Origin of the sequence: Exiguobacterium sp. s5, from assembly GCF_018618075.1 — a bacterium.
GTDB lineage: Bacteria > Bacillota > Bacilli > Exiguobacteriales > Exiguobacteriaceae > Exiguobacterium > Exiguobacterium mexicanum_A.
In genome coordinates this window covers 18,089-40,510 of sequence record NZ_JACSLK010000006.1, presented here as the reverse complement: position 1 = coordinate 40,510, position 22,422 = coordinate 18,089, and the positions used below count along the sequence as shown (strand labels likewise).

General features: G+C 52.3%; 24 protein-coding genes. 16 read left to right on the top strand and 8 right to left on the bottom strand.

What is annotated here, in order from left to right; genetic code table 11:
- Nucleotides 1–6 precede the first annotated feature (6 nt).
- Nucleotides 7–201 (bottom strand): hypothetical protein, encoded by a 195-nt coding sequence (locus tag KNP60_RS12245; protein WP_021067771.1) that lies wholly within the window; start codon nt 199–201, stop codon nt 7–9.
- 53 nt (nt 202–254) lie between these two features.
- A complete protein-coding gene (gene yfkAB / locus KNP60_RS12240; RefSeq protein ID WP_214797577.1) occupies nt 255–1,361 on the bottom strand; it encodes a radical SAM/CxCxxxxC motif protein YfkAB in 1,107 nt (368 codons plus the stop codon).
- Between the two features lie 85 nt (nt 1,362–1,446).
- Between yfkAB and KNP60_RS12235 the strand changes: the two genes are divergently transcribed.
- The 3 genes from KNP60_RS12235 (at nt 1,447) to KNP60_RS12225 (ending at nt 3,532) form a co-directional block, all read left to right on the top strand.
- Entirely contained in the window at nt 1,447–1,656 is a 210-nt protein-coding gene (locus tag KNP60_RS12235; RefSeq protein ID WP_016510454.1) for a hypothetical protein, read from the top strand.
- Nucleotides 1,653–3,029, top strand: coding sequence for a 23S rRNA (uracil(1939)-C(5))-methyltransferase RlmD (gene rlmD / locus KNP60_RS12230; protein ID WP_034781018.1), 1,377 nt, complete (start codon nt 1,653–1,655; stop codon nt 3,027–3,029). The genes KNP60_RS12235 and rlmD overlap by 4 nt, the downstream gene beginning before the upstream one ends.
- Nucleotides 3,030–3,124: 95 nt before the next feature.
- A complete protein-coding gene (locus tag KNP60_RS12225) occupies nt 3,125–3,532 on the top strand; it encodes a cytidine deaminase (RefSeq protein ID WP_034781016.1) in 408 nt (135 codons plus the stop codon).
- A gap of 27 nt (nt 3,533–3,559) precedes the next feature.
- Here KNP60_RS12225 and KNP60_RS12220 read toward each other — a convergent pair whose 3' ends face one another.
- Nucleotides 3,560–3,769, bottom strand: a complete 210-nt coding sequence (locus tag KNP60_RS12220; RefSeq protein WP_251131397.1) for a hypothetical protein — start codon at nt 3,767–3,769, stop codon at nt 3,560–3,562.
- 127 nt (nt 3,770–3,896) lie between these two features.
- Between KNP60_RS12220 and KNP60_RS12215 the strand changes: the two genes are divergently transcribed.
- Nucleotides 3,897–4,184 carry a hypothetical protein gene (locus tag KNP60_RS12215; RefSeq protein WP_034781013.1) on the top strand — a complete coding sequence of 96 codons (288 nt, stop codon included), beginning with the start codon at nt 3,897–3,899 and terminating at the stop codon, nt 4,182–4,184.
- A 24-nt stretch (nt 4,185–4,208) separates the two neighbouring features.
- On the opposite strand, the gene KNP60_RS12210 is transcribed toward KNP60_RS12215, so the two are convergent.
- The 5 genes from KNP60_RS12210 to KNP60_RS12190 form a co-directional block, all read right to left on the bottom strand.
- Complete coding sequence (locus KNP60_RS12210; protein ID WP_214797575.1) at nt 4,209–5,594, bottom strand: sensor histidine kinase; 1,386 nt, start codon at nt 5,592–5,594, stop codon at nt 4,209–4,211.
- The gene (locus tag KNP60_RS12205) at nt 5,591–6,280 is read right to left on the bottom strand and encodes a response regulator transcription factor (RefSeq protein ID WP_021067764.1); all 690 of its coding nucleotides are present in this window, start codon (nt 6,278–6,280) and stop codon (nt 5,591–5,593) included. Before KNP60_RS12205 ends, KNP60_RS12210 begins: the two co-directional genes overlap by 4 nt.
- A 169-nt stretch (nt 6,281–6,449) precedes the next feature.
- Nucleotides 6,450–7,016: a GNAT family N-acetyltransferase gene (locus KNP60_RS12200; RefSeq protein ID WP_034781009.1), complete on the bottom strand. Its 567-nt coding sequence runs from the start codon at nt 7,014–7,016 to the stop codon at nt 6,450–6,452.
- A 201-nt stretch (nt 7,017–7,217) separates the two neighbouring features.
- Nucleotides 7,218–8,369, bottom strand: a complete 1,152-nt coding sequence (locus KNP60_RS12195) for an amidohydrolase (protein WP_034781007.1) — start codon at nt 8,367–8,369, stop codon at nt 7,218–7,220.
- Between the two features lie 13 nt (nt 8,370–8,382).
- Nucleotides 8,383–9,291, bottom strand: a complete 909-nt coding sequence (locus KNP60_RS12190; RefSeq protein WP_138859919.1) for a TIGR01777 family oxidoreductase — start codon at nt 9,289–9,291, stop codon at nt 8,383–8,385.
- Between the two features lie 158 nt (nt 9,292–9,449).
- Here KNP60_RS12190 and recX point away from each other — a divergent pair, with 158 nt between their 5' ends.
- The 12 genes from recX (at nt 9,450) to KNP60_RS12130 (ending at nt 22,394) form a co-directional block, all read left to right on the top strand.
- Nucleotides 9,450–10,262 (top strand): recombination regulator RecX, encoded by an 813-nt coding sequence (gene recX / locus KNP60_RS12185; protein ID WP_034781003.1) that lies wholly within the window; start codon nt 9,450–9,452, stop codon nt 10,260–10,262.
- A 49-nt stretch (nt 10,263–10,311) separates the two neighbouring features.
- Nucleotides 10,312–11,949: an L-lactate permease gene (locus KNP60_RS12180; protein WP_052090274.1), complete on the top strand. Its 1,638-nt coding sequence runs from the start codon at nt 10,312–10,314 to the stop codon at nt 11,947–11,949.
- Between the two features lie 316 nt (nt 11,950–12,265).
- Nucleotides 12,266–13,990, top strand: coding sequence for an ABC transporter ATP-binding protein (locus KNP60_RS12175; RefSeq protein WP_214797574.1), 1,725 nt, complete (start codon nt 12,266–12,268; stop codon nt 13,988–13,990).
- 22 nt (nt 13,991–14,012) lie between these two features.
- On the top strand, nt 14,013–16,058 hold the full coding sequence (locus tag KNP60_RS12170) for an ABC transporter ATP-binding protein (protein WP_214754213.1): 2,046 nt from the start codon (nt 14,013–14,015) through the stop codon (nt 16,056–16,058).
- Nucleotides 16,059–16,067: 9 nt separating this feature from the next.
- A complete protein-coding gene (locus KNP60_RS12165; RefSeq protein WP_214797573.1) occupies nt 16,068–17,246 on the top strand; it encodes an RtcB family protein in 1,179 nt (392 codons plus the stop codon).
- A 70-nt stretch (nt 17,247–17,316) separates the two neighbouring features.
- Nucleotides 17,317–17,631 carry a YfhH family protein gene (locus KNP60_RS12160; protein ID WP_138859914.1) on the top strand — a complete coding sequence of 105 codons (315 nt, stop codon included), beginning with the start codon at nt 17,317–17,319 and terminating at the stop codon, nt 17,629–17,631.
- On the top strand, nt 17,628–17,897 hold the full coding sequence (locus tag KNP60_RS12155) for a YfhJ family protein (RefSeq protein WP_214797572.1): 270 nt from the start codon (nt 17,628–17,630) through the stop codon (nt 17,895–17,897). Before KNP60_RS12160 ends, KNP60_RS12155 begins: the two co-directional genes overlap by 4 nt.
- Before the next feature lie 165 nt (nt 17,898–18,062).
- On the top strand, nt 18,063–18,602 hold the full coding sequence (locus KNP60_RS12150; RefSeq protein ID WP_138859912.1) for a helix-turn-helix domain-containing protein: 540 nt from the start codon (nt 18,063–18,065) through the stop codon (nt 18,600–18,602).
- A 13-nt stretch (nt 18,603–18,615) separates the two neighbouring features.
- The gene (locus KNP60_RS12145; protein WP_034780995.1) at nt 18,616–19,722 is read left to right on the top strand and encodes an ABC transporter ATP-binding protein; all 1,107 of its coding nucleotides are present in this window, start codon (nt 18,616–18,618) and stop codon (nt 19,720–19,722) included.
- Nucleotides 19,709–20,530, top strand: coding sequence for an ABC transporter permease (locus KNP60_RS12140; RefSeq protein ID WP_034780994.1), 822 nt, complete (start codon nt 19,709–19,711; stop codon nt 20,528–20,530). Before KNP60_RS12145 ends, KNP60_RS12140 begins: the two co-directional genes overlap by 14 nt.
- The gene (locus KNP60_RS12135; RefSeq protein ID WP_034780992.1) at nt 20,527–21,327 is read left to right on the top strand and encodes an ABC transporter permease; all 801 of its coding nucleotides are present in this window, start codon (nt 20,527–20,529) and stop codon (nt 21,325–21,327) included. Before KNP60_RS12140 ends, KNP60_RS12135 begins: the two co-directional genes overlap by 4 nt.
- Complete coding sequence (locus KNP60_RS12130; RefSeq protein WP_214797571.1) at nt 21,324–22,394, top strand: ABC transporter substrate-binding protein; 1,071 nt, start codon at nt 21,324–21,326, stop codon at nt 22,392–22,394. Before KNP60_RS12135 ends, KNP60_RS12130 begins: the two co-directional genes overlap by 4 nt.
- The last annotated feature ends 28 nt before the right edge of the window (nt 22,395–22,422 follow it).

Sequence of the window (22,422 nt, the reverse complement as noted above, 5' to 3'; positions counted from 1 at the left end):
AAGGTCTCAGCTTTTTGGTTCGTCAATCGGTTGAGGTACATGATTCAAGTGTAAGAGTTCATCATCCCAACTGCCTTGACTGAATACTTCATCACGGTCTACTTTGTCTGAAACGAATGCGGCTGTCAATAAGATGCTGAGCACACCACCGAAAATGATGATGGCCATGACGGTGATCATGAATACATAGATGGCTGTCATCTTTAAACACCTCGATTCAGTTTATATACTGAACATTTCCCGAAATGAAACAATTAAAACGGCTCGGCGACACGTTCTTGAAAGTTCACGTCCGGGTAATACGCTTGCTTGACGAGCGCGTTCGGTCCGAGACACTTGACGGCGGGGCAGTGGCATGACAGTGTGGCGTTCAGACTGCTGTTCGTCCACGCCTCATACGCGTCTTGGAACGAGGTATCATACAGTGTGCCGAGCGTGCCGAGCTCGTCTCCGAAGTCGGTGACGATAATCTGGCCATCGAAGATATTCGTGTTGAGGCGTGAGCGGCCATCTGGGTCGTTCCGAACGGTGACGTTCTTCGCCTCGTGGAGTCGTTTCAACAAGGCGCGGTCCTCTGGCGCGTCGGAGCAGGCATAAAACGGCAACGTCCCAAACAACATCCAGACGTTCTCGTCCCGGACGTCGAGCAGGTCATGAATCGCCTGACGGGTGTCGGCAAGCGATGCCGACTCGAGCGCGCTAGCAAAATCTGCGGGGTACATCGGGTGAACTTCATGACGCTGACAGCCGAGTGCGACGATCTCTTCATGGATTTCTTTCAAGTGCGGGATTGTCCGCTTGTTGATCATCGTCTCGGCGGATACGATGATGCCTTCGGAGGTGAGCGCCCGGGCATTGTCTTTCATCGTCTGAAGCATCTTCAAACGTGCCTCCGCGCTCGGTTTCCGGTCCATCATCGCGAAACCGCCCTCTAAGAAATCGGCGTCTGTGCCCCAGTTATGCGAAATGTGCAAAACGTCGAGGTAAGGGGTAATAAGATGGTAGCGAGAGAGTGGGAGCGTCAAGTTCGAGTTGATTTGCGTCCGGGCGCCACGCTCTTTCGCATAACGCAAGAGCGGGACGACGTAGTTCCGCACCGACTTCATCGACAGCATCGGCTCGCCGCCTGTGATGGAGAACGCCCGTAAATGCTCGATCTCATCAAGGCGCGAAATCAATAGGTCGAGCGGGACTTCAGGTTCTTCCGTCTGATCGAGCATATAGCCGACCGCGCAATGTTCGCAGCGCATATTGCATAGCTTGGTCGTCGTCACTTCGACGTTCGAAAGGACGAGGCGACCGAACTCGGTTTGATCGAGGTAGGCTTCCCATGGATCAAACGTTGTCGAGATGTTTTGCATATCAATTCCACCTTTTCATCAAGTCACACGAAATAGTATGCTATAATAACAACTCTTTGTCACGAACCAAAGGAGCGATCACGAGATGGGTAAATCACGAACAGATACGGCAGGAAAAATGAACGTGTTAAAATCGAGAACGGAATTACTGTGCTTATCAGTCAATACGTTGGACGAATTCACGACGCCAGAGGATTTGCATCGATTGTTAGCTGATATTGATTCCTTACGTGCGAAAGTCGTACGTTACGCCAAAGATTTAGAACAAGTATCTCGAAAGGATGAAACACATTGAAACTGATCGTAGGAGAATACACTAGCGCCCAAGCCGAACGGCTAGGCATTAACGGAGAGGGCATCGCGACGATTGATCGGATGGTCATCTTCATCCCAAACTTATTACCAGGCGAGAAGGCGAAAGTCGAGATTACGCGCGTCGAACGGAACTACGCCGAGGCACGCGTCATCAAGCGCGACAACGATTCACCGGACCGGGTCAAACCGCCGTGTCCGATTTATGACGAGTGTGGCGGTTGCCAGATTCAACATATGAGTCCGCGCCTACAGATGGACTATAAAGAAGAAATCGTCCGCAACGCCTTCCGTCAGAAGACGAAACTGAACGTCGACAAGTCGGATATCCGTGCGACGAAAGGGATGGACAACCCTTGGTACTACCGCAACAAGTCGCAATTCCCGCTCTCGACGCGTCGCGGCGAGATCGTGTCGGGTCTCTACAAACCGAACACAAACGAACTCGTGCCAATCGAACACTGCATGGTACAGCAGCGCGACACGACGAACATTAACAACGCCATCGTCCGTATTTTGAACGAGCTCGACATCCCGGTATACGATGCGCGCCGTGACGTCGGTTTCGCCCGTACCGTCATCGTCCGCTCAGGCTACAAGACAGATGATGTCCAAGTCGTGCTCGTCGTCGGGAACGAGGACGTCCCGCGTTTAGATGAATTGAGCGATCGCATCATGGCGTTACCGAACGTCGTATCGTTCCACATTAATATCAACTCGAACCGTTCGGGTGTCATCTTCGGTTACCGTACGGTCCATATCGCCGGTCAAGACAAGATGGACGAGCAACTCGATGACGTCCATTACCACTTGTCACCGCGCGCGTTCTTCCAGCTCAACCCGGCTCAGACAGAAATCATGTATCGTGAAGTCGTCGAGGCGGCTGGACTCACGGGCGAAGAGCGCGTCATCGATGCGTACGCCGGTGTCGGTTCGATCGGGCTATGGCTCGCGCCGCACGCAAAAGAGATCCGTGGGATGGAAGTCGTCCCGGAAGCGGTCGAAGATGCGAACGCGCACATGCGTGAGAACGGCTTCAGCCATGCGACTTATGTCGAAGGCCGGGCCGAACATTGGATCCCGCGCTGGGTGAAAGACGGATGGATTCCAGACGTCATCGTCGTCGACCCGCCGCGCACAGGGGTCGATCATCAACTGTTGAATGCGATGATTTCATCGAAAGCGAAACGCATCGTGTACGTGTCATGTAACCCGCAGACGCTCGCGCGTGACGCGGATCAACTCATGAAAGCCGACTATAAGATCAACTATATTCAGCCGTACGATATGTTCCCGCAGACGGCGCATGTTGAGTCAATTGTCGTCTTCGAGAAGAAGAAAAAGAAAAAGTATTGACGGGGTTGTGAAAACGCTTGCAATAACGATGTTTTCACGTTATAGTTCAGATGTCAGACTTCTTTGATAAACGTTAAGAAGCGGAGGAACATCAGATGATCCCACAAGAAAAAGTGAACGAGCTTGTCCATAAAGCGATTGATGCACGGTCGCGCGCCTATACTCCTTATTCGAAGTTTAATGTCGGGGCTGTCGTCATCGACGAGACCGGCAAAGAGATCTCGGGTTGCAACGTCGAGAACGCTTCGTACGGCTTGTCGATGTGTGCAGAACGGACTGCCATATTCAAAGCGGTATCGGAAGGCAGCAAGGCAATCGAGACTGTCGTCGTCGTCGGCGACACGGACGGACCAATCTCGCCATGTGGCGCTTGCCGTCAAGTTATCGCCGAGTTTGCCAGTGACGACTTTACATTGATTCTCGCGAACATGGCCGGGGAGACGAAAGTGATGACGAAAGAAGAGATGTTGCCTTACGGCTTCTCGCCAAGCGATTTAACATAAAAATGCGGACGAATTTCGTCCGCATTTTTATTTATTGCCCTCATATTTTTTCTCGCTGACCGAGTCATCCTTCGAGTGCCGCTTATGTTTTTCATCTTTCACTTTCTGGTTCAGCTCTTCTACCGGGATCGGGTCGACCGTTTCCATCCCTTCCTGGTCGAAGATGCTCTCCTTGTCCGTATCGACGGCATCCGGATTATCAAACGGTCGCTTGGACGTATCTTTTGACTGTTTCATCTTCATCGCCTCCTTGTCTTGACTGTTATTCCACTTCCTGAATGGGTGTAAACGCTTTAGAAAACGGGTTTCGATTTTGCGGAACAGTGGAATTATCGGTACATAGTGACTAAGGAGGGGTATTCGGATGGATAAGAAAGTATTGATGGGAATCGTACTCGGGGTAGCTGGGGCCGCGCTCGTCGCACCAAAAGTGGCGGCACTCTTGACTCAGGACCGAGATGACGATACATGGAGCAAGATGGACAAGATGGAAAGTGTCGATTCGGATAAGGATGAGGCGGAGGAAGGCCTCACTCAACTCGATTCGAACTATCGGGCCGAGTGGCAAGCGAATGGTTATCCACAGACGCACGCCGAGCGGGAACGTCTCATGAATGAATCAGATGACGCCTATAAAGGCAAAGACATATAAAAAAGACAGCCGCGGCTGTCTTTTTTATATGTCTTCATCCGGCAAGAGCGGCAATGTGAGCGTGACGGTCGTTCCGTTGCCAACTTCTGAAGTGAAGTGCATCGAGCCGCCGTGGCGTTCCATGATGTGTTTGGCGATGGCGAGGCCGAGCCCGGTCCCGCCATCTTCGCGTGTGCGGGACTTATTGACACGGTAAAATCGCTTCGTCAATTGATCGAGATCCTCTTTCGGGATCCCCCGACCTTCGTCCCGAATCTCGGTGACGGCATTGTCGGTGGTCGCATATGTCTTCACATGGATCGATTTCCCGGCTTCGGTGTAGCGAAGGGCGTTATCGAGCAAGTTTCCAACGACTTGCTCGAGGCGGTCGTGGTCCCCAAGAATAATCAAGTCGAAATCGAGGTCCGTCTCAATCGTGACGCCTTTCGCTCCAGCAATCGGCTCGAAACGGTACAGCACATCTTCGAGCACTTGCGAATAGACGACCGGTTCTTTCGTCATCGGATATGAGTCACGTTCGAGTTGGGCCAAGTCGAGCAAGTCATTGACGAGCCGTTGCAAGCGCTCCGTCTCATTCTCGATGATCTCGTAATATTGGTTTTTCGTTTTCTCGTCGAGCGACGGGTCTTGGAGCATTTCCGTATAGCCCCGAATATATGACAACGGTGTCCGCAATTCATGACTGACGTTCGCCAAAAATTCTTTCCGTTGCTCTTCGACGAGACCGAGTGACTCGGCCATCCGGTTCAGCGTCTCGGCGAGCTCGCCAATCTCGTCATCGTAATAAATCGGGATACGGTGCGAGAAGTCGCCTTTGGCATATACTTGCGAGGCTCGCTTCATTTGTATGAGTGGCTGAATGATCGTATCGATAATTTGCGTCCCGAAGATGAGCAAGTTCACGATCATCAAGATGAGCAAGAACGTGATCATGAGCCGAATCGGTTGGAACGGCTCACTGATTTTACTTAACTCCATATATAGGATGAGCGCATTATCGAGCTCGCCGTCCCGGATGAGCGGGAAGGCGGACATCAGGATATCCACATCCTCGGTCGGGTGTTTACGGGTGACGGAGATCGCGTAGCCGTCTTGCAGTTTGGCGAGGTCTTGTTCCCTTAAAAACGTCTTGCCTGAGCCGAGACTGTCTTCCCTGACCGACGAGAGGAACACTTTCGTCTCGGTCAGTTCGTTCGTGTACGTCATACTGTCCGAAAACGCGTCAGAGAAGCCGTCCGCCTTGTAGATGGTGACGAGCTTCTCTCCGCGGTTGATGAGCAGTTCTTCCTGCGTCTGAATATAGAACTTGTCGTACAAGTAAAACGTCATGATGATGAACACGAACGCGGAGAAGAGGCTAGCGGTCCAGATGGTGATCCAAATCCGCTTCCGGATCGTGTATTGCTTCATACGGTCGCCTCGAACTTGTAGCCGATCCCCCAGACGGTTTGAATGTAGCCACCTGCTTCACCGAGCTTGAGGCGAAGCGTCTTGATATGCGTGTCGACCGTCCGAAGGTTACCGTGGTACTCGGTGCCCCAAATTTGATCGAGCAACTGTTCACGTGAGAAGACTTTCTCTTCATTCGTGATGAACAAGTAGAGCAAATCGAACTCTTTACGGGTCAAGTTGACCGTTTTCCCTTTTACGCTGACCGCACGGCCGTCGATATCGATGGACAAGACTCCGGTATCGAACGTCGCTTCTTGTTCTTTCGAGAAGTTATGCGTCCGACGAAGCGTTGCTTCGATGCGGGCAAGCAGCTCGCGCGGACTGAACGGCTTCGTGATATAGTCGTCCGCGCCGATCTTCAAGCCATGGATGCGGTCGAGTTCTTCTGACCGGGCCGTGAGCATGATAATCGGGACGTTCGAGAACTCGCGGATGCGCATGCACGCCGTGAGGCCGTCGAGTTCAGGCATCATCACGTCGAGCAGGACGAGGTGGAACGACTGTTCTTTCAATAAGTCGATTGCCTCGAGGCCGTTCGTGGCTGTGACGGTCTCATATCCTTCCTTCTCTAAGTTCGAAACGAGTAAATCCCGCATTTGTTCTTCATCATCGGTCACTAAGATGCGAAACGTTGGTTCTGACATTGGGCATTCTCCTTTACAAAACGGTTAACGAGGCTGTGTGATAATTCCCTCATACCTCTATCATACCTATCTCTCCGAATTAGAACAGAAATATTCATTGCCGTAAAGTTGTCCTCATGAAATCCACACAAAAACGCCACAAAAAAGCCAATTCTTTGTCAGAATTGGCTTACGCTTCGAGCTGTGCTTCATAGGTATGGTCGAATTCAGGCGCATGGAGTGAGTGCAAGTAGAGTTGGAAGCTCGACTTCGACACTTCATACAAGACATATTCGACGTCCCCTTGGTTGATTTCAGTCAATAGTTCAGACCGGATCTCGTTAGCGCAGAAAGCGTACGGTAGTTTCTCAGCTGCCGCGATCGAACGCTCATTCGATTGACGGATTTTTAAAAATACACTTTCCATGTCAAGCTCGAAGAAAAGTTCAGAGAAGAACGCTTCTTTCGCGACTTGATTGTAACCTTTGCCGTGATACGGTTTGCCAAGCCACGTCCCGAGGAATCCATAGCCCGATTCCACATCGAACAAGCTGATTGTCCCAATCGGGGTACCGAACTCGTTCGTGATGGTACGTGAGATGATGTTTCCTTGCTCTTCTAGCTCGATGATTTGCTTCGTGCTAAATAAAAACTCGTCAAAGTGGACCGTCTTTTGACGGACATACGGAAAGACATCTGGGTGTTGCATCAGTTCGAACAACTCCGCGCAGTCGGTAAGCTCACGAAATTTGAGCACCTTTACATTCCTCCTCCTATTTCAGACCGCTGAAGAATAGTTGTAACGAAAGCATACTTCTGGCTTCGTTGTTCGAACTTGCCTTGGCTGCTCCCTTTTATGAAGTTACAAGATTATTTTATATAGTTTTTTTGAAAAAGCAAGTAAATAAAATGCAACTTCACAAAAAAATAATAAGAGCGCTTTCATGACTGGCCTCACTCACATCTCATGATGTGTTTTCGATCGGCTCGTCGAGTAAACGATGTGGCCATCGACGATGGTCATAATCGGCTTTGACATGTAGTCGAGCGGGAAGTGACTCCAAAGGACAAGGTCGGCATCTTTGCCGATTTCGAGCGAGCCGATGCGGTCGTCTACTCCAAGCGATTCGGCCGGATGGATCGTGATGGCGCGGAGTGCGACGTCGACCGGAAGTCCTTCGCGGGCAGCAAGACCGGCGCAAAGATTTAAATATTGAACGGGCGTATAAGGATGGTCCGTCGTGATCGAGACGATCATATCGTGTTCATGTAAAATTCGGTACGTCTCCCATGTTTTGTTCTGGAGCTCAATTTTCGATTTACGTGTGAACGTCGGACCGACGGTGACATGTTTGACACCGAGTTCGCGTAACTTTTCAGCGACGAGATGTCCTTCCGTACAGTGCTCGATCCGATAATCGAGGTCGAACTCTTGCGCGAAGCGGACGACCGATAAAATATCGTCGGCGCGGTGGGCGTGGACCCGGATTGGCATCTTGCGGTCAAGGGCGAGTTGAATCATCTGGCTGCCGAACGTGCCGATCGTCTTCGTCGAGTCGACGGTCCGGAACGCTTCACGCAATAATCCCATGATCCCCATGCGGGTCAACTCACCAGATCTCCCCATACTGTGGACACGCTTCGGGTTCTCCCCGAGGGCGAGCTTGAGACCGGCATAACGCCGAAGTACCATGTCCTCGATGAAGCGGCCGTGCGTTTTAATGACACTCGTCACCCCGCCGATGACGTTCATACTGCCGGGCATGACTTGAACGGCAGTGACTCCGGCCATGAGCGCCTCTTGAAACCCTTCATCGAGCGGATAGACGCCGTCGATGGCCCGAGCGTGCGGCGTCATCGCCTCGACGGTCTCGTTTGCATCGTTTCCGACTGAACCTGTCCCTTCGTCATACAGTCCGAGGTGGGTATGGGCATCGATAAACCCTGGGAACAAGAAGTTGCCTTCGGCTTCGATGACCGTTTCTCCGTCGAGCGGGTCCAGCAAGTCTGCCATTTCAATGATTTTGCCGTCCTTGACGCGCAAATCTCCGTAAAAATGTGGGGCAGTGATTGGATAAATGTGGGCGTTACGAATTAACAAATTACTCACGTGCTAGCTCCTTTCAAATCAAATGAAGTAGTTGTTTCAAAGCGGGTTCTAACGTTTCGTAACGGAAGCGGAAACCGTGATTGAGTGCTTTCGTCGGGACGACTTTCGCCCCTTCAAGGACGATGACACTCTTCTCTCCGAGCGCGAGCTTGAGGAGCGGTGCTGGGGCAGGTGCCCAATGCGGGCGATGCATCACGCGTCCGAGCGTTTTTCCAAACTCATTCATCGTGACGGGCGTCGGTGCCGTGCCGTTGACGGGGCCTTCGATGGAAGTCGTCTCGATGATATGGACAAACAGGCGAACGAGGTCGTCCAAATGAATCCACGGTACCCATTGCTGTCCTGAGCCGAGCCGTCCTCCGACACCGAGCGTGTACGGCAGTTTCATGAGCGGGAAGGCACCGCCGTCATTCGATAAGACGACACCGGTCCGCATCGTGACGAGGCGAATTCCCATGTCTTTGATCGGGGCCGCCTCTTTCTCCCACAATACACAGACGTTTCCTAAAAAGTTGGTCCGGTCCGGGAGTGGGGTCGCTTCGGAATACGTGATGGAACGGTCTTCCCCGTAAATCCCGATGGCGGATCCGCTGATGACGACGCTCGGCTTGCGTTTCATATTTTTAATGATCCGAACGACTTCTTTCGTCCCGTCGATTCGGCTTTGAAGAATGGCTTGTTTCTGTTTATGTGTCCAGCGTCCATCGTTGATGGAGGCGCCAGCCAAATGGATGAAGGCGTCGACGTCTTGCAACTCGGACTCAGGATGGCTGTCAGGCGTCAACCATTCAACGAACGAGATCCCTCCTTGTCGTGGGCGCGGGCGGCGCGTCAATACGACGACTTGATGTCCGACCTCGGCGAGCGCGCGGACGAGCGGGCGACCGATTAGTCCGGTTCCGCCGGTGATTGCAATTTTCATAAGTCTCCCTCCAGTATATTGAAGCGATTTCAAAACGGGTATGAGTTCCATAAAGAAAGCGGACCGTTCGTATTGTGAATACCCTTTCTTCTAACTTATCAAAAATCCTGCTCGAAAGGGGAACGTGATATGTTAGAAGCAGGAAATGGAGGGATTTCGTGAAAATTGCCAAGTTTACGACCCAGAAGAAAAATAAAGACCGGCTCAACGTGTACGTCGAGAAGGACGGGCGTGAGGAGTTTGCGTTCGCCATCGACCTCGACGTCTTCATCAAATATGAATTGACGAAAGGGATGGAGCTCGAAGACGACTTCGTCCGTGACGTTCTTCAAGCCGAAGAAGAACAAAAAGCATATAAAGCGGCCGTCAATTATTTATCGTACCGAATGCGTGCCGTTTCAGAGGTGCGTGACTACCTCGTGAAGAAAGAGATAGATGAGGCAGCCATCAAGCGCGTCATCGAGCGATTAATCGAACAGCGCTACTTGAACGATGCTGAATTTGCCAAAGCCTATACCCAGACGAAGTTCAATACGAGTCCGAGCGGACCGGTCAAAATTAAACGAGAACTCACCCAGCTCCGAATCGACGCTGACATCATTGAAGAAGTCATCGGCGCAATTTCGCACGAAGACCAGCTTGAAAAGGCCGGAAAATTCGTAAATAGGAAACAAATGGAAACAAATCGCCGTTCTGCCACAGAAGTGCAACAAAGAATTCAACAAACCCTAATGCAAAGGGGATTTACGTTTGATATCATTTCAGAGGCGATTCTCACGTTTTGGGAGAACGAGGATGAGGACGTTGAACTTTCGGCTTGTTTGACACAGGCGGAAAAATTAAATCGGAAGTTCAGTGGATATGCCCCATATGAGCGGAAACAGCGGATGAAGATGCAGCTTCGACGCAAAGGTTTTCCATATGAGGTGATTGATCGGGCTTTAGATCGACTCGCTGAACAAGAGTCATAACGGGAGATTCATTTACGGTAGGGGAAAAATCTGAAAAGGTGGGTCTACATTGACGATTTTTGAATGGATTACAGCACTCATGCCGATTGTGGCAGTGCTCGTATTATTGGTCATTATGCGTTTACCGGCGTCGGTCGCGATGCCGCTCTCGCTCGTATTGACGGCAGGACTGGCGTTCTTCGTCTGGCAACTCGATGCGACACGGATTATGGCGGCGACGTTACAAGGACTCGTGATCGCCGTCACGACGGTCTGGATTGTGTACGGTGCGATTGGGATGATGAATACGATGAAAGAGGGCGGCGGTATGAACGCGATTCGCTCTGGATTCGTTAACATCACACCGGATCCCCGGATTCAAGTGCTCATCGTCGGCTGGTTGTTCGTCTCATTCATCGAAGGTGCTTCGGGCTTCGGGACACCAGCTACGGTTGCGGCGCCCCTTTTGATCGCCCTCGGCTTCCCGCCGATTGCAGCGGTCGTCATCGCTTTATCGGCCGACGTCTCGGCGGTCACGTTCGGTGCGGTCGGCACACCAGCTTTAATCGGAATTGGGAACGGGCTGTCGCTTGACGTCAATCAACCGGAAACGATCGAGTTTTTGACAAGCGTCGTCTTACAGACGGTACTCATCGACATGTTCGTCGGTTTGTTGATTCCGTTTATCTTGATTTTGATGCTGACCCGATTCTTCAGCAAAGAGAAGTCAATCAAGCCGGCGCTCGAAGTGTTCCCGATTGCCATTATCGCGGCACTCGTTTACAGTATCCCGGCCTACATTTGGACACTCATCCTCGGATTTGAATTCGGGGGCATGCTCGGCGGGTTGACGGGTCTCGTCATCCTCGTCGCAATGGCACGCAAAGGGATCCTCATGCCAAAACGGGTGTGGACGTTCGACGGTTATGCCGATGAGATCGAGCAGCCGCTTGAGAAGCCGTCTGTCGGTAAAGGCAAACGTGAACTTCCGCAGTGGAAGGCGTGGGCACCATATTTGATTTTGACGATTTTCCTCGTGTTGACACGGACTGTGCCATTCTTGAATGAATTGGCACGTAGCGTCCGCATTGACTTGCCAAACATCATCGGGGTCGAAGGAATCTCGACGTCGTGGGAACCGTTCTATTCGCCAGGGTTCATGTTCATCTTGACGATGATTGCGACATTCTTCCTCCACAACATGAGCTGGTCACAAGTGACTTCGGTGTTTAAAGCGACGACGCTCGGTGTCGTCGGGACGGCCATCACGCTCGCTGCGTCAGTGCCGATGGTTCGAATCTTCATTCACTCAGAAAATGGTGGAGCTGGCCTGGCTTCGATGCCGGTCGAACTCGCCACGGCTGCAGCCGATACGTTCGGCGGTGTCTGGCCGCTCGTCGCACCATGGATTGGGGCGCTCGGCGCCTTCGTTTCCGGATCGGCCACGTTCTCAAACATGATGTTCTCAAGTTTGACGACGAATGTTGCCGAATCCGTTGGTTTGAACGAGACGCTCGCGTTATCGATGCAGATGGCAGGAGCCAACGCCGGTAACATGATTTGTGTGTTGAACGTCGTCGCGGTCGCCTCGGTCGCAGGTCTTCTTGGGAAAGAAGGAACGATCATTCGCTATACGCTCATGCCGATGATTTACTACGTGACGGCGACTGGCCTTGTTGGCTTGATGCTCGCCACCTTCTTCTTGTAAAAAAGTTACAAATTATTTACGACAATAATATTGACAATTTTCTGAACAGTCTGCTAAGGTTTTAGTAGATTTTCAAACTATGAACAGAGAGGAGCCAGCATGATGAAGTACATTCCAACACTACAACGCACACACACAACATCATATGGCTACTCGTATTTGACTGCGTAATTTGGCAGCTGGATAGGGGTAGTGTCCTTTCCCTGACCATGCAAAAGACTGAAGACTCAGAAGCGTACTTCATCCGATTGGTTGCACAATCAGGTGACGTGCGCTTTTTTTGCGTGCGCGGAAAGGACGGAAGGGGGAATCAGTCATGAAACTGATTAAACAACTAGATTGGTTTATTAAAAGACAGAAGCGGACGTATATCGTCGCCATCATCCTGCTCATCATCACCGGAGTCGTCGATATGCTGCCGCCATGGATTATCGGACAGGCGATCGATGCCATCCGCGAAGGGAGCTTGACGACGGAACGTCTCGTCATGATCGTCGGATCATTGCTCAGTATCATGGTTTTATCATACGTCCTTTCATATCTATGGATCGCCCGTCTGTTTGGGACGGCGTTCCTGCTCGAGAAAAAATTGCGGGCCCGTTTCTTCGGCCACTTGCTCCGGCAGACACCGCGCTTCTATCAACAGCACCGCACCGGGGATTTGATGGCGCTCGCGACGAACGATTTGAAGGCGGTGGAACGGACGGCCGGGTTCGGCGTCATGACGCTCGTCGACTCGTTCAATATGACGCTCATCGCCCTCACAATCATGGGCGTGTTCATCGATTGGAAGTTGACGCTCGCCGCACTCTTGCCGATGCCGCTTCTCGCCTGGTCGATGAATAAGCTCGGACGCCAAATCCATGCTCGCTTCACAGCGGCACAGGACGCGTTCGGCGTGATGAACGACCAAGTCGTCGAATCGATTTCAGGCCTTCGGGTCGTCCGTTCGTTCGTCCAAGAAGAGGCGGACACGAAGAAATTCGACACGATCACCGACGACGTGATGGCGAAAAACATGCACGTCGCGAAAATCGACGTCTTGTTCGAACCGGTCATTAAACTGCTCGTCGGCTTGAGCTATTTGATCGGTTTGTCGTTCGGAACGTATCTCGTGTTCACGAACGACATCACACTCGGACAGCTCGTCTCGTTCAACATCTATCTCGGGATGCTCATTTGGCCGATGTACGCGTTCGGGGAACTGATCAACGTCGTGCAACGGGGGACGGCCAGCCTTGAACGAATCGAGGCGACGATGAACGAGACACCGGACGTCGTCTCGACCGGCACGGTCGAAGTCGGCGTCCCGGAGAAAATCACGTTCAAATCACTATCGTTCCAATATCCAGGATCGACCCGAGCCTCGCTTGAAGACATCGTCTTGCACGTGTCGCGTGGCGAGACGATTGGCATCGTCGGACCGACCGGGGCCGGGAAGACGACGCTATTGCGTCAAATGCTCCGCGAGTATCCAATCGATGACTCGCTACTCGTCAACGGGGTCCCGATTCACGACATCAAACTCGATACCGTGCGCGGTTGGAGCGGTTACGTCTCGCAAGAACATTTGCTGTTCTCGAAAACGGTCCGTGACAATATCTTGTTCGGCTCAAACGATGCGACGGAACAAGACCTTGAAACGGCGATTCGACTTGCGGCGTTCGATACCGATATCGAGCATTTAGAGAACGGTCTCGACACGGTCGTCGGGGAACAAGGGGTCATGCTCTCGGGTGGCCAGAAACAACGGCTCTCGATTGCCCGCGCTCTCTTGAAAGACCCAGAGATCCTCTTGCTCGACGATTCGCTTTCAGCGGTCGACGCCAAGACGGAAGCACGCATCATCGATTCGGTCCGGACGAGCCGGGCCGAACAGACGACGTTCATCGTCGCGCACCGCCTGTCCGCTGTCGCCCATGCCGACCAGATTCTTGTGCTGCAAGACGGTCGCGTCACAGAGCGGGGCACACATGACCAACTGATGGAACGACGCGGTTGGTATTATGAACAATACGTTCGACAAGGAGAGTCGGAGTAATCCGGGAAAGGGGGAATCTCTCATGATCGATCAATACGAATTAGATCCAGTCCGCAGGAAAAAAACGATCCGTTCACTCGTCGGCTATGCCAAACAAGTGAGACGCTCGATTTTCCTCGGTTTGACCTTACTATTTTTAGCGGTCGGCGCCGAACTAGCCGGACCGTATATCGCCAAAATTATCATCGACGACCATATCGTCGCCATCGAGCGCGATTGGGTTCAAGTCGAGTCAGGCGGGAGTGTCGACTTTGACGGCAACTCCTATGAAAAAGAGACACGGCTCGACGGAGAGACCGTCGTCCGACCTGTCTCGATCGTTCAGACGACGGACGGATACTATCTCGTCCCAGACGCTGTCATGAGTGGTGGGGTACGTGAAGTCGAAGACGGCGTCCTCACCATCACACGGAGCGAGGAATCAGCGACGTACGACAATATCGTGCCGCTCTCCTCGACCGATGTGTTTCAATTTTATGAGACGGATCTTCAGGCCGTGCTTATGTTATCTGCCTTGTACGTCGTCTTGCTTCTTATCGCGGCCGGTTTGAACTGGGGGCAACAGATGCTCCTCCAGCGATCGGCCCATAAGATTGTCAAGACGATGCGACTCGACGTCATGCGACATTTGCAGACGATTCCGGTCCGCTACTTTGACCAGACACCGATCGGGAAAATCGTCAGCCGCGTCACGAATGACACTGAGACGATTCGCGACCTATATTTAGGCGTGCTCGCACGCGTCTTCCAAAGCGTCGTCATGATGATTGGTGTCCTGATCGCCATGTTCTTCTTGGACGTGCGCCTCGGTCTCGTCTCGCTCATCATCATCCCGGTCGTCATCGTCTGGATTAAGCTGTTCCAACGCCTGTCGACCCGAAACAACTTCCGTGTCCGTGCCCTCGTCGCGGATATGAACGCCCAATTGAATGAGAGCATCCAGACGATGCCGATCATTCAATCGTACGTCAAAGAAGATCTCGTCTATGACGAGTTCAACGAGAAAAACAGCGACAACTTCCAAACGAGACGGAAACTGCTCAAACTGGATGCGCTCATGTCGCACAACTTGGTCAACTTCTTCCGCAACATGGCGCTCGCCTTACTCATCTGGGTCGTCGGTGCGCAGACGCTTGGAACGGGCAGCGTGCTCACGCTCGGGATTTTATACGCCTATATCGATTACGTGTCACGGATCTTTGAGCCGGTCACACAAATCATGAACCAACTGTCCCCGCTCCAACAAGCGCTCGTCTCGGCAGACCGGATGTTCCAGTTGCTCGACGAGAAAGGGGAAGACGTGTCCACGGAACGGATTGCACGCTTTAAAGGCGAGGTCGCCTTCGAGGACGTGTCGTTCAGCTATGAGGCCGGGAAACCGGTGCTTCAACACATCGATATCCATGCGGAACCGGGTGAGACGGTGGCGCTCGTCGGTCATACGGGCAGCGGCAAGAGTTCGATCATGAACCTGCTCATGCGTTTTTATGACCCGTCAGAAGGAACGCTCAACATTGATGGCATGGACGTGACGAAACTGCCGACGCAAGCCGTCCGCGCCCATCTCGGTATCGTGCTCCAAGACCCGTTCTTGTTCACGGGCTCGATTCGAACGAACGTGACGCTCGGTGACGAGACGATCTCGGACGAGCGGATTTGGCAAGCGTTGACGGCGGTCGGAGCCGATCGATTCGTCAAACAGTTGCCACACGGAATAGACGAGCCGGTCATCGAACGCGGCGCCTCGCTTTCGAGCGGAGAGCGCCAGTTGATCAGTTTCGCCCGTGCCCTCGTCTTCGACCCAGCCATCCTTGTCTTAGATGAGGCGACGGCAAGTGTCGATTCGGAGACAGAAGCGCTCATCCAAGACGCGCTCAAGACGCTCACATATGGGCGAACGACGTTCGTCATCGCGCACCGTCTCTCGACGATACGGGAAGCGGACCAAATCCTCGTCCTCGATCACGGTCACATCATCGAGCGAGGCAACCATCAATCACTCATCGCTGATGGCGGGGTCTACGCCCGGATGCATGAGTTGCAAAGTAAACAACAAGCCATCAGTTGAGGAGGTCTTATGGAGATTATCGGAAAGCATAACCGGGCCAAAGTGTTCAATGAACGGATTGACGATACGACGCGGGCCCAAATCCAAACACTCGTCGATCAACCGTTCACGCAAGGTGCCTCGATTCGAATCATGCCGGACATGCATGCCGGCAAAGGCTCGGTCGTCGGAACGACGATGACGATTCACGACAAGGTCGTGCCGAACCTCGTCGGCGTCGACCTTGGGTGTGGCATGCTCTGTACGGAAATCAAGGTAAAGCGCATCGACTTTCAACGGCTCGACGACGTCATCCGCCAATATGTACCGAGCGGGATGAACATCCGGGATACAGCACACCCGTACGCGTCTGAGCTCCCACTCGAGGATGTGCGGGCGCCTTATAAGCTCGACCGGGCCCTCCGCTCGGTCGGCACGCTCGGCTCGGGCAATCATTTCATCGAAGTGAACCGGGACGAAGCCGGACGCACGTTTCTCGTCATCCACTCCGGCTCACGCCACCTCGGTGTCCAAATCGCTGACCATTATCAACAGTTGGCGGTCGAGCACATGATGAAGACGGTCGACATTCGAGACGAGATTGAACGGATGAAGGCGACGGGACGGCAGCAGGACATCTCGGTCTATCTCGAGACGGAGCGCGAGGCACGGAATCGTTTCCGCGACCTCGCCTACGTCGAAGGGGAAGCGATGGAAGATTACATGCACGACGTGCGCATCGCACAGCAATATGCGGCCGCCAACCGTCTCGCCATGACCGACGTTATCGTTGAGGCGATGAACTGGAACGTCGTCGACCAATTCGATACGGTCCACAATTATATCGATCACGACGCGATGATGCTTCGGAAAGGGGCCATCTCGGCGCGGAACGGGGAGCGGGTCATCATCCCGATGAACATGCGCGACGGCTCGCTCATCTGTACCGGGAAAGGCAACCCGGATTGGAACTACTCGGGTCCACATGGCGCCGGTCGGGTCATGTCACGCTCGGCAGCGCGGAAACGGGTTGACTTCAAAGAGTTCAAACGATCAATGGAAGGGGTTTGGTCGAGCTCGGTCCGGCCGTCGACGATCGACGAATCACCGTTCGTCTATAAGTCGATGAAAGAGATTGTTCGCTATATCGAACCGGCCGTCACGATTGATCAAGTCATCAAACCACTGTATAACTTCAAGGCGAACTGAAAGGTCGAATTCAGTTTCGCCTTTTTCTTTTCCGCGAAAAATCTGATACGCTACAAGAGAGGTGAGCGAAATGGAAAAACGATTGAGTGATTTATCAAAATATGAACTCGAACAAGAGATTCGGGCGCTCCATGAACGGAAGCGGAAAGCCGAGCAGATGGGCATGGTCAGTGAGATTGAGGTCGTCTTGCGACGAATTGCGATTGCCGAGAGCTACTTGATCGACCCGAACTCGTTCAAGCCGGGAGCGACGTATATCGTCAACTATAATGACCGTCCATTCCGATTGAAGTTTGTGAACGGCGTCATGGGTTGGGGGACATTCGAAGGCGAGACGGCTGAGCATGCGATTCCGCTCTCGGAGCTGTCGGAGGTGAACGCATGAACCGGACCGAACAATACGAGCGCTTGGCACACATCTTGAAACAGAAAAATGATGTCTTAAGCGACGTGGAGGCGTTGACGTGGGTCGAAGTGCTCTGGGAGGACTTTGAGACGACACTCGCCCGGGCCGGAGAACCATATCCGGGAGAAGCAAAATCGTTCCAGTATGTCGTGCAACAGATTGATGCGTACGGACCGCAACTCCACTTGTTTCAAACGAAAAATGAGAAGTTCAAGCACTTGATGTCAAAGCGCGACCTTCATTGAAAAATCACGCCATAATTGGCGTGATTTTTTGCTTGCAAACAACTCACAATCCGTTATAATAAAGGTCGCTATTAGTTCGTTTCATAGTTAAGTATTTATAAACTTTCTTTAGTTGGAATCATCTTTCACTAAACTTGAGACGAGGCCGAAAGGAGGGAATGTGACTTGGACGTCGGTCAAAAAATCAAACGGCTCCGCGTCAAGAAGGGCTTGACGCAAGAAGAGCTGGCCGAACGCACGGATTTGAGTAAAGGGTATATCTCTCAAATCGAGCGTGATTTGAGTTCACCTTCGCTTGAGACATTATTCGACTTGTTAGAAGTACTAGGTTGCTCACCGAAAGAATTTTTCGATGAAGAGATCTTTCAAAAGGTAAGTTATAGCGAAGACGACCGGACCGTGTATGTGGATGAGGAACGAAAATACCGGACCGAATGGCTCATCCCGGAATCGAACGAAAAAGAGATGGAACCGATTTTGCTGACCTTCTCCAAACATGGGGAATTCAAGCGCTATGAGCCTTCCCGTTCTGAGACGTTCGTCTACGTCCTGTCAGGGCGGGTCGCCTTGAAGCTCGGCCATCACACGTATTTCGCCAAAGCGGGAGAAACATTATATTACGTCGCTTCGGATTCACATCAGCTCGTCAACGACTGTGATGGCGAGAGTGAATGTTTGATCGTCGCGACCCATTCATATTTATAAGGGAGGAACCGAAATGAACCCAGAAACGATTATCCGCTTTGACAACGTGTCGAAGCGTTACGATGACACCGTCGTCTTGGAAAACATTAGCTTTGAGATTGAACGAGGGAAATTCTATACGTTGCTCGGACCGTCTGGATGTGGGAAGACGACGATTTTGCGTCTGATCGCAGGTTTCACGGATGCGACAGAAGGCGACATCCAGTTCAACGGGAAGCGCATTAACGACGTCCCAGCGAACAAACGTCAAGTGAACACTGTGTTTCAAGACTATGCGCTCTTCCCGCACTTGAACGTGTTCGAGAATGTCGCATTCGGTCTGCGCATCAAAAAGATGAAAGAAGCGGACGTGAAGACGAAAGTCGAACAAGCGCTCAAATTCGTCAACCTGAAAGGGTACGAGTCACGTGAAATCGATGAGATGTCAGGCGGGCAACGCCAGCGTGTCGCCATCGCACGTGCCATCGTCAACGAACCGGAAGTCATTTTGCTCGATGAGCCGCTCTCGGCGCTCGATTTGAAGCTCCGGACGGAGATGCAATATGAGCTTCGTGAATTGCAACAGCGTCTCGGCATCACGTTCATCTTTGTCACGCACGACCAAGAAGAAGCGCTCGCCATGTCGGATGAGATTTTCGTCATGAATAACGGGAAGATCGTCCAAAGCGGGACACCGACCGACATTTACGATGAGCCGATCAACCGTTTCGTCGCCGATTTTATCGGAGAATCGAATATCGTACCGGGCGTCATGCCAGAAGATAACATTGTCACGTTCGCCGGGAAGACGTTCGATTGTGTCGACCAAGGGTTTGATCGCAATGAAAAAGTCGAAGTCATCATTCGTCCGGAAGATTTGGAGATGACGTCGGTCGACTCGGCGAAACTCGTCGTCGATGTCGACTCGCAACTGTTCCGCGGCGTCCACTATGAGATTTGCTGCTATGACCAAGAAGGGAACGAATGGCTCGTCCATTCAACGAAAAAATCGGTCGTCGGCTCAAAAATCGGCCTCACGTTCGATGACGAGGCGATTCACGTCATGCGCTTAGGGGAGACGGAGGAAGAGTTCGACCGTCGTCTCGAGTCCTATGAGGAGGTCGCTCATGAATCAAACTAGTCAAACCGCGAAGACGGTCTATTTGACGACCTATTGGTTATGGATCGCGCTGTTCGTCATCGCGCCGCTCCTGCTCGTCGTCTACTACTCGTTTTTTGATATCGAAGGGAACTTGAGTTTAGAGAACTATCAGATGTTCTTCACGTCGACATATTTGACGATGACGTTGTCTTCCTTCTGGTATGCGTTCTTGATCACGTTCTTCTCGCTCTTGATCGGGTATCCGACCGCCTATTTATTGACGAAGACAAAGCATAAGCAACTTTGGCTTTTGCTCATCATTTTGCCATCATGGATCAACTTATTGCTTAAAGCCTATGCATTCCTCGGAATCTTCGGGACGTACGGCATCACGAACCAATTTTTAGAGGCGATTGGCATCGGGACACAACAGATTTTGTTCACGGATTTTAGTTTCGTGTTCGTGTCGGTCTATATCTTCATCCCGTTCATGATCTTGCCGATTTATAACGCCATCGAGAAGCTCCCGCCGTCGCTCGTCTATGCGTCGCGTGACCTCGGGGCCTCGAACTGGACGACGTTCCGCCGGGTCATCTTCCCGCTCACGCTCGACGGCGTGAAGTCAGGGATTCAAATCGTCTTTATCCCGGCATTGTCACTGTTCATGATCACCCGACTCATCGCCGGAAACCGAGTCATCACGCTCGGGACGGCGATTGAACAACAATTCCTCGTCACGCAAAACTGGGGCATGGGCTCGACGATTGCCGTGTTCTTGATTTTGGCGATGGTCCTCGTCATGGTCATCACGCGTGACTGGGGCGCGAAAGGAGCGGTGCGTCGATGAAACCGAAAAAATTTAAATTAGCCAACCTTTATTTGATGGCGGTGTTCTTCATCCTCTACGCACCAATCATCTACTTGGTCGTCTACTCGTTCAACAGTGGCGGGACGATGAGTAACTTTGAAGGCTTCACGCTCGACTGGTACAAGTCGCTCTTTACCGACACCCGCTTGCTCGTCATCGTCTTGAACACGATTGTCATCGCTCTGCTGTCGGCGACGATCTCGACCGTGCTCGGCGTCATCGGCGCGCTCGCCATCTATACGGCGCGGCAACGCTTCACGAAGACGTCGCTCTTGTCGCTCAACAACGTGTTGATCGTCAGTCCGGACGTCATCATCGGGGCGTCGTTCCTCATCCTGTTCACGATGCTCGGGATTCAGCTCGGTTTCTACTCGGTGCTATTGGCGCATATCGCCTTCTCGGTGCCGATCGTCGTCATCTTGGTCTTGCCGAAGCTGCAAGAGATGAGCCCGACGCTCATCGATGCGTCGCGTGACCTCGGCGCGAGCACGTGGGACGTGTTGACGAAAGTCATCTTGCCGTATATCACACCGGGCATCTTCGCCGGGTTCTTCACGGCGCTCACGTATTCGCTCGATGACTTTGCCGTCACATTCTTCGTGACCGGCAACGGCTTCACGACACTTGCCGTCGAAGTCTACTCACGGGCTCGCCAAGGCATCTCGCTCGAAATTAACGCTTTGTCAGCCATCTTGTTCTTGTTCACACTCATTCTCGTCCTTGGGTATTATGTACTTGCCCAACGCGGTGGTAAAGCGAAGGAGGTAAGACGATGAAAAAATTGGTCATCATGTTGACGGTGCCGGTCCTCGTCAGTGCCGCTCTTTTGCTCTGGGTGTATCAAATCAATATGGCGCAAGGGTTTGGCGGCGATAACACGCTTGTCGTCTACAACTGGGGCGATTACATCGATGAAGACTTGATTGGCGAGTTCGAGGAAGAGACGGGTTTGAAAGTCATCTATCAGACGTTCGATTCGAACGAGGCGATGCTCACGAAAATCGAGCAAGGCGGTACGGCGTTCGACATTGCGGTCCCGTCGGATTACGCTATCAGTAAAATGATCGAAGAGGACCTGCTCTTGCCGATCGATTATGACAAGCTCGAGAACTTCGATAACATTGACCCACGTTTCCTCGACAAGTCGTTCGATCCGGGTAACACGTACTCGGTCCCTTACTTCTGGGGAACGGTCGGTATCGTGTACAACCCTGAGCTCGTCGACGGTGAGATTACGTCATGGAACGACCTATGGGACATGCCGCTCGAGAATGACATCTTGCTCGCAGACGGGACCCGTGAAGTGATGGGCTTCGGTCTGAACTCGCTCGGTTACTCGCTCAACACGACGGACAAAGACGAGTTGCTCGAGGCGGAGAAAAAGCTCGAGACGCTCTGGCCGAACATCAAAGCGATCGTCGGCGATGAAATCAAGATGCTCATGGCCAATCGCGAAGCGGCCGCGGCCGTCGTCTGGTCAGGTGACGCCTCCGAAATCATGTACGAGAACGAAGAGTTGACGTACGTGATCCCGGAAGAAGGGACGAATCTCTGGTTCGACAACCTCGTCATCCCGAACACATCGAAAAACGTCGAAGGCGCGCACCAGTTCATCGACTTTATGCTTGACGCGGAAATCGCGGCCCGCAATACCGACTATGTCGGATATTCGACACCGAACGAAGCGGCACTTGAATTCTTAGATGAAGAAGTGACGTCAGACGAACGTTTTTATCCGTCAAAAGAAGTGACAGATGAGCTCGAAGTGTATGAGAACTTAGGCAAGCGCATGAACGCGTACTACAACGAACTCTACTTGCGCTTTAAAATGCAAAGTAAATAAAAGGAGTCCCGCTCACCGTGAGCGGGAC

Coding starts and splice junctions, on each gene's coding strand:
- KNP60_RS12190 (WP_138859919.1), bottom strand. CDS start 9,291: ATGAAAATTGCAATCACCGGCGGAACCGGACTAATCGGTCGCCCGCTC.
- KNP60_RS12245 (WP_021067771.1), bottom strand. CDS start 201: ATGACAGCCATCTATGTATTCATGATCACCGTCATGGCCATCATCATT.
- KNP60_RS12160 (WP_138859914.1), top strand. CDS start 17,317: ATGGAAAAACGATTGAGTGATTTATCAAAATATGAACTCGAACAAGAG.
- KNP60_RS12235 (WP_016510454.1), top strand. CDS start 1,447: ATGGGTAAATCACGAACAGATACGGCAGGAAAAATGAACGTGTTAAAA.
- KNP60_RS12140 (WP_034780994.1), top strand. CDS start 19,709: ATGAATCAAACTAGTCAAACCGCGAAGACGGTCTATTTGACGACCTAT.
- KNP60_RS12130 (WP_214797571.1), top strand. CDS start 21,324: ATGAAAAAATTGGTCATCATGTTGACGGTGCCGGTCCTCGTCAGTGCC.
- KNP60_RS12215 (WP_034781013.1), top strand. CDS start 3,897: ATGGATAAGAAAGTATTGATGGGAATCGTACTCGGGGTAGCTGGGGCC.
- KNP60_RS12135 (WP_034780992.1), top strand. CDS start 20,527: ATGAAACCGAAAAAATTTAAATTAGCCAACCTTTATTTGATGGCGGTG.
- KNP60_RS12145 (WP_034780995.1), top strand. CDS start 18,616: ATGAACCCAGAAACGATTATCCGCTTTGACAACGTGTCGAAGCGTTAC.
- KNP60_RS12165 (WP_214797573.1), top strand. CDS start 16,068: ATGGAGATTATCGGAAAGCATAACCGGGCCAAAGTGTTCAATGAACGG.
- KNP60_RS12175 (WP_214797574.1), top strand. CDS start 12,266: ATGAAACTGATTAAACAACTAGATTGGTTTATTAAAAGACAGAAGCGG.
- KNP60_RS12210 (WP_214797575.1), bottom strand. CDS start 5,594: ATGAAGCAATACACGATCCGGAAGCGGATTTGGATCACCATCTGGACC.
- KNP60_RS12155 (WP_214797572.1), top strand. CDS start 17,628: ATGAACCGGACCGAACAATACGAGCGCTTGGCACACATCTTGAAACAG.
- KNP60_RS12205 (WP_021067764.1), bottom strand. CDS start 6,280: ATGTCAGAACCAACGTTTCGCATCTTAGTGACCGATGATGAAGAACAA.
- yfkAB (WP_214797577.1), bottom strand. CDS start 1,361: ATGCAAAACATCTCGACAACGTTTGATCCATGGGAAGCCTACCTCGAT.
- KNP60_RS12170 (WP_214754213.1), top strand. CDS start 14,013: ATGATCGATCAATACGAATTAGATCCAGTCCGCAGGAAAAAAACGATC.
- KNP60_RS12220 (WP_251131397.1), bottom strand. CDS start 3,769: ATGAAACAGTCAAAAGATACGTCCAAGCGACCGTTTGATAATCCGGAT.
- KNP60_RS12225 (WP_034781016.1), top strand. CDS start 3,125: ATGATCCCACAAGAAAAAGTGAACGAGCTTGTCCATAAAGCGATTGAT.